The 14,508-nt window shown below is 66.3% G+C and carries 16 protein-coding genes; 7 read left to right on the forward strand and 9 right to left on the reverse strand.

What is annotated here, in order from left to right; translation table 11 throughout:
• The first annotated feature begins 45 nt into the window (after window positions 1–45).
• Window positions 46–804, forward strand: a complete 759-nt coding sequence (locus ACFOM8_RS04920; protein ID WP_377759840.1) for a TSUP family transporter — start codon at window positions 46–48, stop codon at window positions 802–804.
• Here ACFOM8_RS04920 and ACFOM8_RS04925 read toward each other — a convergent pair.
• Complete coding sequence (locus ACFOM8_RS04925; RefSeq protein WP_377759842.1) at window positions 801–1,787, reverse strand: asparaginase; 987 nt, start codon at window positions 1,785–1,787, stop codon at window positions 801–803. The genes ACFOM8_RS04920 and ACFOM8_RS04925 overlap by 4 nt on opposite strands.
• A 156-nt stretch (window positions 1,788–1,943) precedes the next feature.
• Between ACFOM8_RS04925 and ACFOM8_RS04930 the strand changes: the two genes are divergently transcribed.
• The gene (locus ACFOM8_RS04930; protein ID WP_377759843.1) at window positions 1,944–2,468 is read left to right on the forward strand and encodes an invasion associated locus B family protein; all 525 of its coding nucleotides are present in this window, start codon (window positions 1,944–1,946) and stop codon (window positions 2,466–2,468) included.
• Window positions 2,469–2,630: 162 nt separating this feature from the next.
• Window positions 2,631–3,800 carry a 23S rRNA (adenine(2503)-C(2))-methyltransferase RlmN gene (gene rlmN / locus ACFOM8_RS04935; RefSeq protein WP_377759845.1) on the forward strand — a complete coding sequence of 390 codons (1,170 nt, stop codon included), beginning with the start codon at window positions 2,631–2,633 and terminating at the stop codon, window positions 3,798–3,800.
• 111 nt (window positions 3,801–3,911) lie between these two features.
• Here rlmN and ACFOM8_RS04940 read toward each other — a convergent pair whose 3' ends face one another.
• Together ACFOM8_RS04940 and ACFOM8_RS04945 are read right to left on the reverse strand one after the other, a co-directional pair.
• Complete coding sequence (locus ACFOM8_RS04940; protein ID WP_377759847.1) at window positions 3,912–4,328, reverse strand: VOC family protein; 417 nt, start codon at window positions 4,326–4,328, stop codon at window positions 3,912–3,914.
• Between the two features lie 99 nt (window positions 4,329–4,427).
• The gene (locus ACFOM8_RS04945) at window positions 4,428–5,261 is read right to left on the reverse strand and encodes an LOG family protein (RefSeq protein ID WP_377759849.1); all 834 of its coding nucleotides are present in this window, start codon (window positions 5,259–5,261) and stop codon (window positions 4,428–4,430) included.
• Window positions 5,262–5,339: 78 nt separating this feature from the next.
• Between ACFOM8_RS04945 and dapD the strand changes: the two genes are divergently transcribed.
• From dapD to carB, 3 genes are all read left to right on the forward strand, one after another.
• Complete coding sequence (gene dapD / locus ACFOM8_RS04950) at window positions 5,340–6,161, forward strand: 2,3,4,5-tetrahydropyridine-2,6-dicarboxylate N-succinyltransferase (protein ID WP_377759851.1); 822 nt, start codon at window positions 5,340–5,342, stop codon at window positions 6,159–6,161.
• Window positions 6,158–6,616, forward strand: a complete 459-nt coding sequence (locus ACFOM8_RS04955) for a YaiI/YqxD family protein (RefSeq protein WP_377759853.1) — start codon at window positions 6,158–6,160, stop codon at window positions 6,614–6,616. The genes dapD and ACFOM8_RS04955 overlap by 4 nt, the downstream gene beginning before the upstream one ends.
• Window positions 6,617–6,737: 121 nt before the next feature.
• Window positions 6,738–10,073: a carbamoyl-phosphate synthase large subunit gene (carB, locus tag ACFOM8_RS04960; protein WP_377759854.1), complete on the forward strand. Its 3,336-nt coding sequence runs from the start codon at window positions 6,738–6,740 to the stop codon at window positions 10,071–10,073.
• Window positions 10,074–10,230: 157 nt separating this feature from the next.
• Here carB and ACFOM8_RS04965 read toward each other — a convergent pair whose 3' ends face one another.
• From ACFOM8_RS04965 to ACFOM8_RS04990, 6 genes are all read right to left on the reverse strand, one after another.
• Entirely contained in the window at window positions 10,231–11,001 is a 771-nt protein-coding gene (locus ACFOM8_RS04965) for a DUF1217 domain-containing protein (protein WP_377759855.1), read from the reverse strand.
• Between the two features lie 7 nt (window positions 11,002–11,008).
• Entirely contained in the window at window positions 11,009–11,413 is a 405-nt protein-coding gene (gene flbT, locus ACFOM8_RS04970) for a flagellar biosynthesis repressor FlbT (RefSeq protein WP_377759857.1), read from the reverse strand.
• Window positions 11,410–11,775 carry a flagellar biosynthesis regulator FlaF gene (gene flaF / locus ACFOM8_RS04975; RefSeq protein ID WP_377759859.1) on the reverse strand — a complete coding sequence of 122 codons (366 nt, stop codon included), beginning with the start codon at window positions 11,773–11,775 and terminating at the stop codon, window positions 11,410–11,412. The genes flbT and flaF overlap by 4 nt, the downstream gene beginning before the upstream one ends.
• Window positions 11,776–11,848: 73 nt before the next feature.
• The gene (locus ACFOM8_RS04980) at window positions 11,849–12,691 is read right to left on the reverse strand and encodes a flagellin N-terminal helical domain-containing protein (RefSeq protein ID WP_377759861.1); all 843 of its coding nucleotides are present in this window, start codon (window positions 12,689–12,691) and stop codon (window positions 11,849–11,851) included.
• A gap of 172 nt (window positions 12,692–12,863) precedes the next feature.
• Window positions 12,864–13,160, reverse strand: a complete 297-nt coding sequence (locus ACFOM8_RS04985) for a hypothetical protein (protein WP_377759863.1) — start codon at window positions 13,158–13,160, stop codon at window positions 12,864–12,866.
• Between the two features lie 17 nt (window positions 13,161–13,177).
• Window positions 13,178–13,417: a chemotaxis protein chel gene (locus ACFOM8_RS04990; protein ID WP_377759864.1), complete on the reverse strand. Its 240-nt coding sequence runs from the start codon at window positions 13,415–13,417 to the stop codon at window positions 13,178–13,180.
• A gap of 156 nt (window positions 13,418–13,573) precedes the next feature.
• Between ACFOM8_RS04990 and fliK the strand changes: the two genes are divergently transcribed.
• Window positions 13,574–14,500: a flagellar hook-length control protein FliK gene (gene fliK / locus ACFOM8_RS04995; protein ID WP_377759866.1), complete on the forward strand. Its 927-nt coding sequence runs from the start codon at window positions 13,574–13,576 to the stop codon at window positions 14,498–14,500.
• The last annotated feature ends 8 nt before the right edge of the window (window positions 14,501–14,508 follow it).

Here is a 14,508-nt window from a genome sequence, read left to right on the forward strand (position 1 = left end):
CTTCGCCGCCTTTACAAACCCCCGCCAAAAGCGCATGGCGCGGTCATGATGGATCTTTCCCTCGAACTTCTGCCGATCCTCGCCGCCGCAGGCTTCGCGGCGGGCTTCATCGACTCGATTGCCGGGGGCGGCGGGCTAATCACCCTGCCGGCGCTGATGCTGGCGGGAATTCCGCCCGCGCAGGCCCTGGCCACGAACAAGGTGCAGGGGGTCTTCGGCGCGGCCACGGCGGCTGTCAGCTATGCCGCGCGCGGCCTGGTCGATCTGCGCAGCCAGTGGCGGTCGGCGCTGATCGCCGGAGCGGCGGGGGCCATCGGCGCGGCCCTGGTCAGCGTCCTGCCCACCGACGGGCTGCGGCTGGTGCTGCCGGTGATCCTGATCGGCATCGCCGCGTTCTTCGCGCTGAAGCCGGGGCTGAACGACATGGATCGGGTGCAGCGCGTGGCGCCCGCGGCATTCGCCGCGACGGCGGTGCCGCTGGTCGGGTTCTATGACGGGGTTCTGGGACCGGGGGCGGGATCGTTCTACATGATCGCCTTTGTCACGCTGGCCGGATACGGCGTCCTGAAGGCGACCGCGCATACCAAGCTGCTGAACTTCGCCTCGAACCTGGGCGGACTTCTGGCCTTTGCGCTGGTGGGCCAGCCCTTGTGGCTGCTGGGCATCGTGATGGGCGCGGCGCAAATCGCCGGGGCGATGCTGGGGTCGCGCCTGGCCAGCCGCGTCGGCGCGCGGCTGATCAAGCCGCTGCTGGTCGCGACCTCGACGGCGCTGGCGCTGCGGCTGATCTGGCAGATGATCTAGGCGGGAAAGCCCGGCGCAGTCCGCATCTCGCCGGTGGCGATGCCGCGCCAGTTGCGGATCGGGTCGGTCAGGAAACGCCCCACCGCCGGGTCGTCCGGGGACAGCGCCCCCAGATGAACCAGCAGGGCGGCGATCGCGGCCTCGGCCGCGCGGGTGGCGCCGTCCGTGACCTTCAGGGCCACGCCAAGACCCTGGCCGGGCAGGATGGCCACGAAAACCGCCTCGGCCCCGGTCTTGGCGGCGACCCGCCCCCCGGTGGCGCGCATCAGGATCGTGCAGGCCCGGCCTTCGCCCGCCACCATCTCGGGATAGCGGCGCATCGCGTCGGCCAGCCGCCGCATCGCCCGGCCGCGCGCATCCTCGGCCGGATCGGCAAAGGCGGCCATTGCCCGGCCCAGGCCCGCCAGCGAACAGGACCAGTTCGGGGCCGAGCAGCCGTCGATGCCGTAACCGGGGCTGACCTCTGCCGTGACCTCCTCGAAGGCGGCCTTCACGGCCTGCTGGACGGGGTGGCCGGGGTCCACGTATTCTGCCCCGCCGCCCAGGTGGCGGTTGAGGGTCAGAAAGCCCGCATGCTTGCCCGAACAGTTGTTGTGCAGCTGGCAGGGGCTTTCGTCGCCGCAGGTCAGGCGGCGGTTTTCATCCCGGTCCTGGGGCATGTGGCAGCCGCAGCGCAGGTCCGGCTCGCCCAGGCCCAGGGCGTGCAGCCACCGGTCCACCGCCTCGACATGCATCCGCGCGCCGCTGTGGCTGGCGCAGGCCAGCGCCAGTTGCCGGTCGGTCAGCCCCGCCGCGTCCGCCGCGCCGCTTTCCACCAGGGGCAGCGCCTGGATCATCTTGCAGGACGAGCGGGGAAAGATGATCTGCTCGGGACGGCCCCAGGCCTCGATGACGCCCTTGGTGTCGCAGATGACCGCGTCGCCGCAATGCAGGCTTTCGCGCTGCCCGCCGCGCCACAACTCGATCAGTTCGGCTGACCGCATCGCCTGTCCCTCCCCCTGACAATTGCGCGATTTCCCGTCTTGCGCTCTTTTTCGCGCAATGATTTTGGCTATCCTGACCGCAGATGGTTGAAAAGACCACAGCAATCGGGAAGAACGCCCCCTGGAGTGGCGAAACCTATGGCAGGAGGCCAGAGCATGACCAACACCACGCTGCGCGGCATGACCGCCGCCCTTGCCCTGATGCTGGGCCTGGGCGCCGCAGGGGCGCAGGAATCCACCAATGTCGTGGCGACGGAAGGCGACTGGACCGTCTTCGCCGCTGAAAACCCCAAGGAATGCTGGGCCGTCTCGCCCCCGAAAGCCACGCAGAACACCGACGCGAACGGCAACCCGCGCGAGGTGACGCGCGGCGACATCCGCCTGTATGTGGCCTATCGCCCCGGCCAGGGCGGCGAGGTGTCCTTCAGCGGCGGCTATCCCTTCGCCCCCGACAGCACCGTCGAGGTCGATATCGGCGGGGCCAAGTTCAACCTGTTCACCGAAGGCGAAAGCGCCTGGACCGGCAGCGCCTCCGAGGACGAGAAGCTGATCTCCGCCCTGCGCGGGGGGTCGAACGCGGTCATCACCGGGCGGTCGTCGCGCGGAACCGTGACAAAGGACACGTTCAGCCTGGCGGGGATCACGGCGGCCACCAACACGGCGCGGTCGCGCTGCGAGTGAAGAAAGGCGGGCGCCGGTCCCGCTGCCGGCCGGTTCCCGAACCGGCGGGGCACCAGCCGGCGCCCGCCGGAATATTTAGGCACGGGTGAAAGGGCGAGGCCGGTTGATTTTCGGCCTCGTTTCGCTTATCTGCGGGTCTTTCGCCCCAGATCGGTATCTGCCATGAACGCGCCCATCACGCAGGATGTCCTGACCCTTCCCCGCAAGCTGCCGGACAGCGGACGGGTGAATGTCGTGGGCCTGACGCGCGATCAGTTGCGCGAGGCGCTGATCGCGGCGGGCACGCCCGAAAAGCAGGCCAAGATGCGCGTGGGCCAGGTCTGGCAATGGGTGTACCACTGGGGCGTGCGCGATTTCGCGCAGATGACCAACCTTGCCAAGGACTACCGCGCCCTTCTGGCCGAGCGGTTCGAGATCGTCCTGCCCGAGATCGTCACGCGCCAGATCAGCAGCGACGGCACCCGCAAGTACCTGGTGCGCATCGCCGGGGGCCACGAGGTCGAGACGGTCTACATCCCCGAGGAAGGGCGCGGCACGCTGTGCGTCAGCAGCCAGGTCGGCTGCACGCTGACCTGTTCCTTTTGCCACACCGGCACGCAGAAGCTGGTGCGCAACCTGACGGCGGGCGAAATCGTCGGCCAGCTGATGCTGGCCCGCGACGACCTGGGGGAATGGCCGCTCCCCGGCGCGCCCAAGGACGAGACCCGGCTGGTCAGCAACATCGTCCTGATGGGCATGGGCGAGCCCTTGTACAACTTCGACGCCGTGCGCGACGCGATGAAGGTCTGCATGGACAACGAGGGGCTGTCGCTGTCGCGCCGCCGCATCACCCTGTCCACCAGCGGCGTGGTGCCCGAGATCGCCCGGACCGCCGCCGAGATCGGCTGCCAGCTTGCCGTCAGCTTCCACGCCACCACGGACGAGGTGCGCAACGTCCTGGTGCCCATCAACAGGCGCTGGAACATCGCAACGCTGCTTGACGCGCTGCGCGATTATCCGCGGCTGTCCAACAGCGAGCGGATCACCTTCGAATACGTGATGCTGGCGGGCGTGAACGACAGCGACGCCGACGCGCACCGGCTGGTGGATCTGATCCGCGGCATCCCCGCCAAGATCAACCTGATCCCCTTCAACGAATGGCCCGGCGCGCCCTACAAGCGGTCCAGCAACAACCGCATCCATGCCTTTGCCGACATCATCTACAAGGCGGGCTATGCCAGCCCGATCCGCACCCCGCGCGGTGAGGACATCATGGCGGCCTGCGGGCAGCTGAAATCGGCGACCGAGCGGGGGCGGAAGTCGCGGGCGGAGATTGCGGCGGAGGCGGGCTAGAGTCCTGGTTGCGGTTTGGATTCGGTCGCGCAGCCTGGTGCAGCTTGGTTCTGTGATGTTCGCCTTGCGGGACAGAGCAAGCCCCCGGTCCCGCGGTTAGCGCATGGCGGCTTACCCGTTTCGTCCGGGCTCGTCGGGGTTACTGGAAAACAGCGCGATCTTGTTGCCTTGGGGGTCGTGAAGATAGCCCACGTAGAAATGGGGTCCGTATGCGTCACGGAAGCCCGGCTGTCCCTCGTCCTGGCCGCCAGCGGCGAGCGCGGCTGAATGAAGATTGCGGACCTCCTGCTGGCTTCGTAGCTGGAACGCGATCATCGCCCCATTGCCGACCGATGCCGGACGTCCGTCTAAAGGCGGTTTGACGTGGAAATCGGGGAAAACCGCAGGTTGGCCTGGACGATCGGGGAGCGCATAGCTCAGGCCCTCTGGACCTTCCTGCAACTGGTAGCCGAGAGCAGGCATGAAGGAGGAGTAGAACCGTTTCGCGCGCGGAATATCGTCCGCACCGACAGTGACATAGCCGATCATGCTGCGGGTCCGTTGCTAGTGGCCAGGATTGCGCCCGCAATCAGTAGACCGAAACACCGCGCGGCTCTAGCTTTCGAAATCGAGTCCGATCCAGCCATTCTATGGCTTCGGCCACCCATCAATAATCCCAACCGCCTCTTCGGCGGTCTCGACATACCGGAACAGCCCCAGATCCTCGTCCGAGATCGTCCCCGCCTCGGCCAGACCCTTCCAGTTGATGATCCCCTCCCAGAACTCGCGGCCGAACATCAGGAAGGGGACGCGGGCCATGCGGCCGGTCTGGATCAGGGTCAGGGTCTCGAACATCTCGTCCAGGGTGCCGAAGCCGCCGGGGAAGATGGTGATCGCGCGGGCGCGCATCAGGAAATGCATCTTGCGGATCGCGAAGTAATGGAAGTTGAAGCACAGCTCCGGCGTCACGTAGACGTTCGGCGCCTGCTCGTGGGGCAGCACGATGCCCAGGCCGATGGACTTGCCGCCGACCTCGTGCGCGCCCAGGTTTCCCGCCTCCATCACGCCGGGGCCGCCGCCGGTGGTGATGACGAAGTCGCGCCCGCCGGACTCAAGGCTGCGGCGGGTCATTTCCCGGGCGAACAGCCGCGCTTCCTCGTAATAGACCGACAGCTTCGCCAGGGCGGGCGTCCGGGCGCGGGCCGCATTCTCGGGCGACGGGATCCGGGCGCCGCCGAACATCACCACGGTCGATTCCACCCCCGCCTCGTCCAGCAGCATCTGCGGCTTCAGCAGTTCCAGTTGCAGCCGGACGGGGCGCAACTCCTCTCGCAGCAGGAAATCGCGGTCGGTGAAGGCCAGCCGGTAGGCGGGCGAGCGCGTCTGCGGCGTGTCGGGGATCTGGGTCGCGCGGGCCGCGTCTTCGTCGCTGTGGGGAAAGGGGTGGGCGCGGTCTTCAGCGGTCTTGGTCGCGTCGTTCATCGGATCCTCGGATTGCACGGGCCTTGTCCCAGGCTTATAGCCCCGGGGTGACAGTTTCCACCCGCCGCAGGAGAGGCCATGACCCAAGCACTTGAGACCGCCATCGAGGCCGCGTGGGAAGCCCGCGCCGATATCGACGCGAACACCACGGGCTTCGTGCGCGAGGCGGTGGAGGAAACCCTGGCCCAACTGGACGGCGGCGTTCTGCGCGTGGCCGAGAAGCGCGGCCATGAATGGCATGTGAACCAGTGGGCCAAGAAGGCCGTGCTGCTGTCCTTCCGCCTGAACGACATGGAGGAGATGTCGGGCGGGCCGCAGGGATCCGGCTGGTGGGACAAGGTGCCGACCAAGTTCGAAGGCTGGGGCGGCAACCAGTGGCGCGCGGCCGGTTTCCGCGCGGTGCCCGGCGCAATCGTCCGCCGCAGCGCCTTTATCGGCAAGGGCGCGGTGCTGATGCCCTCGTTCGTGAACCTGGGCGCCCATGTCGGCGAGGGCACGATGGTCGACACCTGGGCGACGGTGGGATCCTGCGCGCAGATCGGCCGCAACGTCCACCTGTCGGGCGGCGTCGGCATTGGCGGCGTGCTGGAACCGCTGCAAGCCGGACCCACCATCATCGAGGACGACTGCTTCATCGGCGCCCGTTCCGAGGTGGTCGAGGGCTGCATCGTCCGCGAAGGGTCGGTGCTGGGCATGGGCGTCTTCATCGGCCAGTCCACCAAGATCGTGGACCGAGAAACGGGCGAAGTCATGTATGGCGAGGTTCCCGCCGGATCCGTCGTGGTCGCGGGCTCGATGCCGTCCAGGAACGGCGTGAGCCTGTATTGCGCGGTGATCGTCAAGCGGGTGGATGCGAAAACCCGCGCCAAGACCTCGATCAACGAATTGCTGCGCGATTGACGACGCTTTACATCGACGCCGACGCCTGCCCCGTCAAGGCCGAGGCCGAGCGCGTGGCGACCCGCCTGCGCGTGCCGATGGTGCTGGTCTGCAATGGCGGGCTGCGGATGCCCGCCAACCCGCTGGTGCGGCTTCGGATCGTGGCCGAAGGGCCGGACGAGGCCGACAAGTGGATCGCGGACAACTGCGGGCCGGGCGACGTGGTGGTGACGGGCGACCTGCCGCTGGCGGACCGCTGCCTCAAGGCCGGGGCGCAGGTGCTGCGCCACGACGGCGAGGCGCTGACGCCGGCCAATATCGGCCCGCGCCTGGCCACGCGCGACCTGATGGCCGACATCCGCGCGGCCGATCCCTTTCACCAGGGCGGGGGCGCGATGTTCGGCAAGGCGGACCGGGCGCGGTTCCTGCAATCGCTGGACCGGGCGCTGGCGGCGGCCCTGCGCGGGGCGCGGTGATCGCCGTGCCGCCGGCCACCGCATAATCTGCCCGTGCCACCTTGCGCCTTGACCGGGCATGGCTATAAACCCGGTCGATTTATCGAAGCCCCCGCCGCCGCGAAGCCCAAGGATCACGCCCATGCCGAAGAGAACCGATATCAAGTCGATCCTGATCATCGGCGCAGGCCCCATCGTCATCGGCCAGGCCTGCGAGTTCGACTACTCCGGCGCCCAGGCCTGCAAGGCCCTGCGCGAGGAAGGCTTTCGGGTGATCCTGGTCAACTCGAACCCCGCGACGATCATGACCGACCCGGAAATGGCCGATGCCACCTATATCGAGCCGATCACCCCCGAGATCGTCGAAAAGATCATCGCCAAGGAACGCCCCGACGCGCTGCTGCCCACCATGGGCGGGCAGACCGGGCTGAACACGGCGCTTGCGCTGGCCGACATGGGCGTCTTGAACCGCTATGGGGTGGAGCTGATCGGCGCGCAGCGCGCCGCCATCGAGATGGCCGAGGACCGCAAGCTGTTCCGCGAGGCGATGACCCGGATCGGCCTGGAAAACCCCAAGGCCACCATTGTCGCCGCGCCGAAGCTGGCATCGGGCAAATACGACATCGGCGCGGGCGTCGCCCAGGCCATGGACGCGCTGGAGGAGATCGGCTTGCCCGCCATCATCCGCCCGGCCTTTACCCTGGGCGGCACCGGCGGCGGCGTGGCCTATAACCGCGACGACTACGCACGGATCGTGCGTTCGGGGCTGGACGCATCGCCCGTGGCGCAGGTGCTGGTCGATGAAAGCCTGCTGGGCTGGAAGGAATACGAGATGGAGGTCGTGCGGGACCGCAACGACAACGCCATCATCGTCTGCGCCATCGAGAACGTCGATCCGATGGGCGTGCACACGGGCGATTCCATCACCGTGGCCCCCGCGCTGACGCTGACCGACCGCGAATACCAGATCATGCGCAACGGCTCGATCGCGGTTCTGCGGGAAATCGGCGTGGAAACCGGCGGATCGAACGTGCAATGGGCGATCAACCCGGCCGACGGCCGCATGGTCGTGATCGAGATGAACCCGCGCGTGTCGCGGTCCTCGGCGCTGGCCTCCAAGGCCACCGGTTTCCCGATTGCGAAAATCGCCGCGAAACTGGCCGTGGGCTATACGCTGGACGAGCTCGACAACGACATCACCAAGGTCACGCCCGCCAGCTTCGAGCCCTCCATCGACTATGTGGTGACCAAGATCCCGCGCTTCGCCTTTGAGAAATTCCCGGGTTCCAAGCCTGAACTGACCACCGCGATGAAATCCGTGGGCGAGGTCATGGCCATCGGCCGCAGCTTCCACGAGTCGCTGCAAAAGGCGTTGGCCTCGATGGAAAACGGCCTGACGGGCCTTGACGAGATCGCCATCGAGGGCGCCGACCAGGGCAAGGCCGCCGTTATCGCCGCCTTGTCGAAGGCCACTCCCGACCGGCTGCGCGTCGTCGCCCAGGCCATGCGCCTCGGCCTGTCCGACGACGAGATCGGGCGCGTCACCAGCTTCGACCCCTGGTTCCTGTCGCGCATCCGCGAGATTGTCGAGGCCGAAAACCGTGTCCGCGAGGCCGGGCTGCCGACGGATGCCGAGGGGCTGCGCGCGCTCAAGATGATGGGCTTCACGGATGCCCGGCTGGCAGCCCTGACCGGCCGGTCCGAGGCCGACATCCGCCGCGCCCGCCGCAATGCGGGCATTCTGCCCGTCTTCAAGCGCATCGACACCTGCGCCGCCGAATTCGAGGCCCAGACCCCCTACATGTATTCCACCTACGAATCCCCGGCCATGGGCGACGTGGAATGCGAATCGCGCCCGACGGATGCGAAAAAGGTCGTCATCCTGGGCGGCGGCCCGAACCGGATCGGCCAGGGGATCGAGTTCGATTATTGCTGCTGCCATGCCTGCTTCGCGCTGACCGACGCGGGCTATGAAACGATCATGATCAACTGCAACCCGGAAACGGTGTCGACCGACTATGACACTTCGGACCGGCTGTATTTCGAGCCGCTGACCCTGGAACATGTCCTGGAAATCCTGCGGGTCGAACAGGAAAACGGCACGCTGCACGGCGTCATCGTCCAGTTCGGCGGCCAGACTCCCTTGAAACTGGCCAACGCCCTAGAAGCCGAAGGCATCCCGATCCTGGGCACCACCCCCGACGCCATCGACCTGGCCGAGGACCGCGAGCGGTTCCAGAAGCTGCTGAACGATCTGGGATTGAAGCAGCCGAAGAACGGCATTGCCAGCAGCGCCGAACAGGCGCTGCAAATCGCCGACGCGGTGGGCTTTCCGCTGGTCATCCGGCCCTCCTACGTCCTGGGCGGCCGGGGGATGGAAATCGTGCGCGACATGGACCACCTGCGCCGCTACATCACCGAAGCCGTCAGCGTCTCGGGCAAGAACCCCGTGCTGCTGGACAGCTATCTGTCCGGCGCGATCGAGGTCGATGTGGACGCCCTGTCGGACGGCGAAAACGTCCATGTCGCGGGAATCATGGAGCATATCGAGGAAGCGGGCGTCCATTCGGGCGATTCGGCCTGCTGCCTGCCGCCCCATACGCTGGACGCCGCCACCATCGGGGAGCTGAAGCGCCAGACCGTCGCCATGGCCCGCGCCTTGAAGGTCAAGGGCCTGATGAACGTGCAGTTCGCGCTGAAGGACGGCGCGATCTACGTGCTCGAGGTGAATCCCCGCGCATCCCGCACCGTGCCCTTTGTCGCCAAGGCCACCGACAGCGCCATTGCTTCGATCGCCGCGCGGCTGATGGCGGGCGAACCCATGTCGAACTTCCCCTTGCGCGACCCTTATCCCGCGGACGTCGGCCCCGAAACCGACCTGCCCTTCGCCGACCCCCTGACGCTGGCCGATCCGATCACGCCCTGGTTCTCGGTCAAGGAGGCGGTGCTGCCCTTTGCCCGCTTCCCCGGTGTCGACACGCTGCTTGGCCCGGAAATGCGATCCACCGGCGAGGTGATGGGGTGGGACCGCAACTTCGCCCGCGCCTTTCTCAAGGCGCAGATGGGCGCGGGCACCCATCTGCCCAGCGAAGGCCGCATCTTCATCTCGGTCAAGGAAGCCGACAAGACCGAGGCCCTGGCCGATGCTGCCCGCGACCTGACCGCCATGGGCTTCCAGCTGGTCGCCACCAGCGGCACCGCCGATTTCCTGTCGGCGGCAGGCGTCGAAACGGCCCGCGTGAACAAGGTTTATGAAGGCCGCCCCAATATCGTGGACCGCCTGAAGAACGGAGAGATCGCGATGGTTCTGAACACCACCGAGGGCGCCCAGGCCATTGCGGATTCGCGCGAGATCCGGGCCGTCGCCCTGTATGACAAGATCCCCTACTTCACCACGGCGGCAGGAAGCATCGCAGCCGTGGCCGCCATCAAGTCGCGGGGCGAGGGCGAGGTCGGCGTGCGGTCCTTGCAGGCCTGAAACCCCGGTCACGGCATGGCCGCCGCACCGGCGACGGCGGCGCGAGGGAAGGATTACCCCGGCGTCCGTCGCATGGCGGTTTGCCCAAAAGGTGCTGCGGCCTTATCCGGCAAGGGTCCGCCGGGCCTGACCGCCTGCCGCGCGCCGTTCCTGTCACTCAACTCGACAGCAGGGTCAGGGCCGCGCTGTAACGGTTGCCGCTTGTGGCGGCCTGGACCTGGGACAGCGCCAGATAGCGCGTGACCAGCTTGCCGATCACCTCGTCTGTGCCGATCTGGGCAAAGCTGCTGCTGCCCAGGATGCGTTCGGACGCCGACATGAAGTCCTCCAGCTGCCGGTCGACGGACAGGTTCGCCATCGCGCTGCCAAAGCCGAAGGCACTTTGAAAGACCTCCCGCAGGGCCTCGTTTCCCAGCACCTCGTACCACATGGTCTTGTCGCTGGAGGTCCGGCCGGCGAAGGCCTTCAATTCGTTCCGGGCGTTCAGCGCCAGGCGATAGCTTTCGTCCCCTTCTCCGACACGTTTTTGGAACTGCTGCCCGACATAGGCTTCGGTCACCGTGTCGGCCATGGCCTCGGGATCGTTGCGGTTCTTGAATTCCGTGGCAAGCTTCAGATAACGCTTGTCGCTCAGCCGGTTTACCAGGGATGCGCTGTCGCCGATATCCGATTCCAGCACCTTGCGGATAAAGGCCTTGTTGGCGATGTCGTCCTCCAGGCCAAAGGCCCCCAAAGCCACCTGCAACATCTTGTAGTCGCCGACCAGATCCTCGGCCGTGGTGTCTTCGGTCAAATTCTCGCGGAAATAGGTCGTGGCGCGCTGGATCACCGGATCCTTTGCGGTGGCCTCGATCTGCCGGGTTTCGATCCGTTGCAGAACGCGCCAACCCGCAAGACCGCTCAGTCCGATGCTGATGGCTGAGGTCACGGCACCCTCACTGGCGGCGGGCGTGAATAAGCTGGTCTTCCTGCGGCAGAAGTTCGCGCAAGCGGCGCAGGGCCGGATAGATCGCACCGTCCTCGGCGCTGGCCCGGGCTTCTTGCAGGACGGCCTGCGCCGCCGCGCCGTCGAAGACCTGCGACAGCTGCGCGATGGCGAGCAGCAACTGGCGCTTGCCTTCGTCCGGCTGCGCATCGCCGGACAGGATCAGCTGCGCGATATAGCAGGCCCGGCCGACGGGAGTATTGGCGCGGTCGGGATGGATGGCATCCTTCAGGCGCAGGACATTGGCGTTCGGCGTGCGGATGGCGATCTTGGAACGGCGGTCGCCGTTCTCGATCACGGCGCCGTTGATCAGCACGCGTTCGTTCGGGGCTAGCTTCAGGACAAGGCCGCTCATTCCGCGGCCTCCTGGCGCAGGCCGCGCATCATCGCCAGATTGATGTCGATCAAGGGGGCGACGCCGACCTTGCCCGACAGCGCCTGATGGCCGTGGCGCAGGACAAATCCCGCCAGCGACAAAAGCCCGGCCCGGATCTGGTCCGGCAGCCCGTTGCCCGGGCTGGCAAGGTCCGCGGCAAGGATCGTCCACAATTCGTTGTTCTTGTGGACCGCCGCGATCACATCGGCGCCGTGCGCCCCGTCCGCGGCCTGGCGCAGCATTCGGGTGACGCGAGAGAAGACTTCGTATTCGGCATCGCGCGGCGTGCGCAGGATGCTGCTGCCGTATCCATGGCCGGCAAAGGACGGAACCGCGTTCAAGATGATCTTCCTGATCTGAGGGGTTCAGCGGGATGGGTGCGGGGCGCCGGCATGGCGCCCCTGCCTGTCAGGATCAGCGGAACAGGCTCAGGATCGCCGAGGGCGCCTCGTTGGCGATGGACAGGGCCTGGATGCCCAACTGCTGCTGCGTTTGCAGCGCCTGCAAGCGGGCCGAGGCTTCCTCCATATCCGCATCCACCAGCGAACTGACGCCAAGCTTCAGCGAGTCCGCCAGGCTGCCCACGAAGTCGGCCTGATCGGTGATCCGCTCGGACGCCGAACCAAGGGTTGCAGAGCCTGCAATCGCGATGTCAAGCAGCGCCTCGATCTCGCCAAGGGCGGTCTTTGCGCTGGCTTGGTCGGTAATGGACGTAACTGTCGCCTCGGCGATATTGGCCTGGTAATCCAACGAGTTGACAACGATTTCATTGGCAGTGGTGGCACCCGTTCCCGCAAGCCGATCCAGCGAGGCCAGCGTGGTGAAGGTCGCGCCCCCATTGATGCCGTCGGTACTGAGCAGATTGATGCCGTTCATCTGCGTGCCGGACACGACCGACGTGATGTTTGCCATCTTTTCTTCGATCTGTTTTTGCACGGTGGCGAAGTCGAAGCCGTCGTTACCGGCGTTCGTCGCCAGTTTCTTCATGTCGGTCAGCAGATCCACGACCATATCCGACCCCTTCAATGCAGTCGTAACAGTCGCGTTGGCGACGTTCAGGCTGCTGTGCAGGGTCTTGGCTGCAGCCTGGTCGGTTTCCATGGTCTTGGAAATGGCCCACAGCGCGGCATTGTCCGAAGCGTCCGAAATGCTTTTGCCGGTCGAGATTTCCGACTGCGCCTTGTTCAGGCTGGAGTTCACGTTCTTCAGGGTCTGGAGTGCAACGATGGCGCCGTTGTTGGTCAGAATACTGGACATCTTATCCTCTGGAATATTGGATGCTTTGCATCCGCGATTGTGGCGATTGGCCTTCTGACCCTGGGCGCTTGTCCCTGTGCCGCTTTCGGCATGACCGCAGTTCTAACAGCCGGTGATTTACGGATAGTGAATTCGCTTTCCTTTCTCAAACATCGAACGCGAAACATTTTAGTCAAAACCGCTGCGGCAGAACGGCATTGGTCGGCGTCTGTTGCCGCCGTCCCGCCTGGTCATAGGTTTGCAGCATGCGCGCATTTTGCAGGATGTCCTTAATCTGGGCGATGGCGCGTTGCGTGCCGCGCGCAGAATCCTCTGCCAGGCGGCGCAGATGCAGCAGGCTGCGTTCGATCTCGGCCCTGGTTTCGGCATCCGGGCGGTCGCGCTGGAATCGCCCGGCAAGCGCCTCGATCCGGGCGAGGGCCAGGGCGGCGTCGCCTGAAATGATCGCCTGCTGGACGGCGTCCAGCATGGTTCTGTGCCTTGCCTTCATTGCAAATCCAACCGTTTTCCAAATCCGAGGTCGAGCTTCGCGGCCAAGACGGCGGCGTATTCCTGGGTCAGGAAGCTGCCGAACTGGTTTTCGCCGATGCCGCCGCCAAAGGCGCCGCCTTCCGGTTTCGGGCCGCAATATTTAAGCATTTCTTCAAGAAAGGCCTGTTCCAGCTTTTCCGCTGCGGGGGGCGATGATTTCAAGGGCGGCGACAACGGGTTCAGCGTTTCATTCACATGCATGGATGATGTCCCAATTGCGAGATTTTTCCAGGCTTAGCGGTTTGCGGTAAATAAATCGTAAGGACTTCCGCTTATCCATCGGCTTGATGATTTGGGAATCGGCAGATGGCAGAGTGTCTTGTTTCACCAGTTGGAAGCGTTCCGCAGCCCGTGGCAATCGCGGCTCCGGCAGAGGCCGAAGGCCCCGGCGCGGATTTCACCGTCGAGCAGGCGCCGCCCGAGGAGAAGCTTGAGGAGGCCCGTTCCGACGCGGTTTGCGCCGACGCCCCGGCGCCCGATCCCTTGCAGATGCTGATGGAGGATATGTCCGGCATCACCGGCGCCCTGCGCGAGGCCGTGCCCCAGGGGACCGGCAACACCGAGTCCAAGGTTGGCGCGGCAGACAGGGCGTCGTCTCTTCCTTTGCCGCTTTCGGAACCGCCGCTGGAGGCGCGAATCGGCGGGGTTTCCGCCGATCAGGCCCAGACGGGCGCGACGGCAGAGACGCCGGGCCGGTTCTCGCCGGCAGATCTTCCGGACTTGGCGCCCGACATGCCGGTCGAGGGCGCGGCCATCGACCCGGCCCCCGGCGGCATGTCCCCGCCCGAGACCGACGCCATGCTGACCGATTCGGCAACGCCTCCGCCCGCCACCACGCATGGCGCGACCGCGGTCCCCACCGAAGCCCGCGCCGCCCGGGCGGCGGTTGTCCCGGTGGCCCGCCAGATCGCCGAGGCGGTGGTGACCGCGCGCGACGATCTTGTCGAGATTGCCCTGGCGCCCGAGGAACTGGGCAAGATCCGCATGGTGGTGACCGGACCCGATCACAACCCCCATGTCACGGTCTGGGTCGAGCGGCCCGAGGTTCTGGACCAGCTGCGCCGCAATGCCGCCGTTTTGCAGGAATGCCTCGGCGATGCGGGAATGCCCGACGCGACCTTCGAATTCCAGGGCGACACCCCATCCGATTCGCGCAGGGGCCAGGCGGCGGCACCGGACGCACCCTCTTTGGCCCTCGAGGCGGCGGAACCCGCCCGATCCATCCAGGTCGCCTGGACGCCGCTGGCCGTTCCGGCGCGGCTCGACATTCGCATCTGACAGGAGAA

The sequence above is a fragment of the Paracoccus angustae genome, from assembly GCF_042648745.1.
Taxonomy (GTDB): domain Bacteria; phylum Pseudomonadota; class Alphaproteobacteria; order Rhodobacterales; family Rhodobacteraceae; genus Paracoccus; species Paracoccus angustae.

What these genes read in the sequence shown, in the direction of transcription:
- ACFOM8_RS04930 (WP_377759843.1), top strand. Translation starts at nt 1,944, where the DNA reads ATGACCAACACCACGCTGCGCGGCATGACCGCCGCCCTTGCCCTGATG.
- ACFOM8_RS04945 (WP_377759849.1), bottom strand. Translation starts at nt 5,261, where the DNA reads ATGAACGACGCGACCAAGACCGCTGAAGACCGCGCCCACCCCTTTCCC.
- ACFOM8_RS04940 (WP_377759847.1), bottom strand. Translation starts at nt 4,328, where the DNA reads ATGATCGGCTATGTCACTGTCGGTGCGGACGATATTCCGCGCGCGAAA.
- dapD (WP_377759851.1), top strand. Translation starts at nt 5,340, where the DNA reads ATGACCCAAGCACTTGAGACCGCCATCGAGGCCGCGTGGGAAGCCCGC.
- ACFOM8_RS04925 (WP_377759842.1), bottom strand. Translation starts at nt 1,787, where the DNA reads ATGCGGTCAGCCGAACTGATCGAGTTGTGGCGCGGCGGGCAGCGCGAA.
- ACFOM8_RS04985 (WP_377759863.1), bottom strand. Translation starts at nt 13,160, where the DNA reads ATGCTGGACGCCGTCCAGCAGGCGATCATTTCAGGCGACGCCGCCCTG.
- rlmN (WP_377759845.1), top strand. Translation starts at nt 2,631, where the DNA reads ATGAACGCGCCCATCACGCAGGATGTCCTGACCCTTCCCCGCAAGCTG.
- carB (WP_377759854.1), top strand. Translation starts at nt 6,738, where the DNA reads ATGCCGAAGAGAACCGATATCAAGTCGATCCTGATCATCGGCGCAGGC.
- flbT (WP_377759857.1), bottom strand. Translation starts at nt 11,413, where the DNA reads ATGAGCGGCCTTGTCCTGAAGCTAGCCCCGAACGAACGCGTGCTGATC.
- ACFOM8_RS04980 (WP_377759861.1), bottom strand. Translation starts at nt 12,691, where the DNA reads ATGTCCAGTATTCTGACCAACAACGGCGCCATCGTTGCACTCCAGACC.
- ACFOM8_RS04920 (WP_377759840.1), top strand. Translation starts at nt 46, where the DNA reads ATGATGGATCTTTCCCTCGAACTTCTGCCGATCCTCGCCGCCGCAGGC.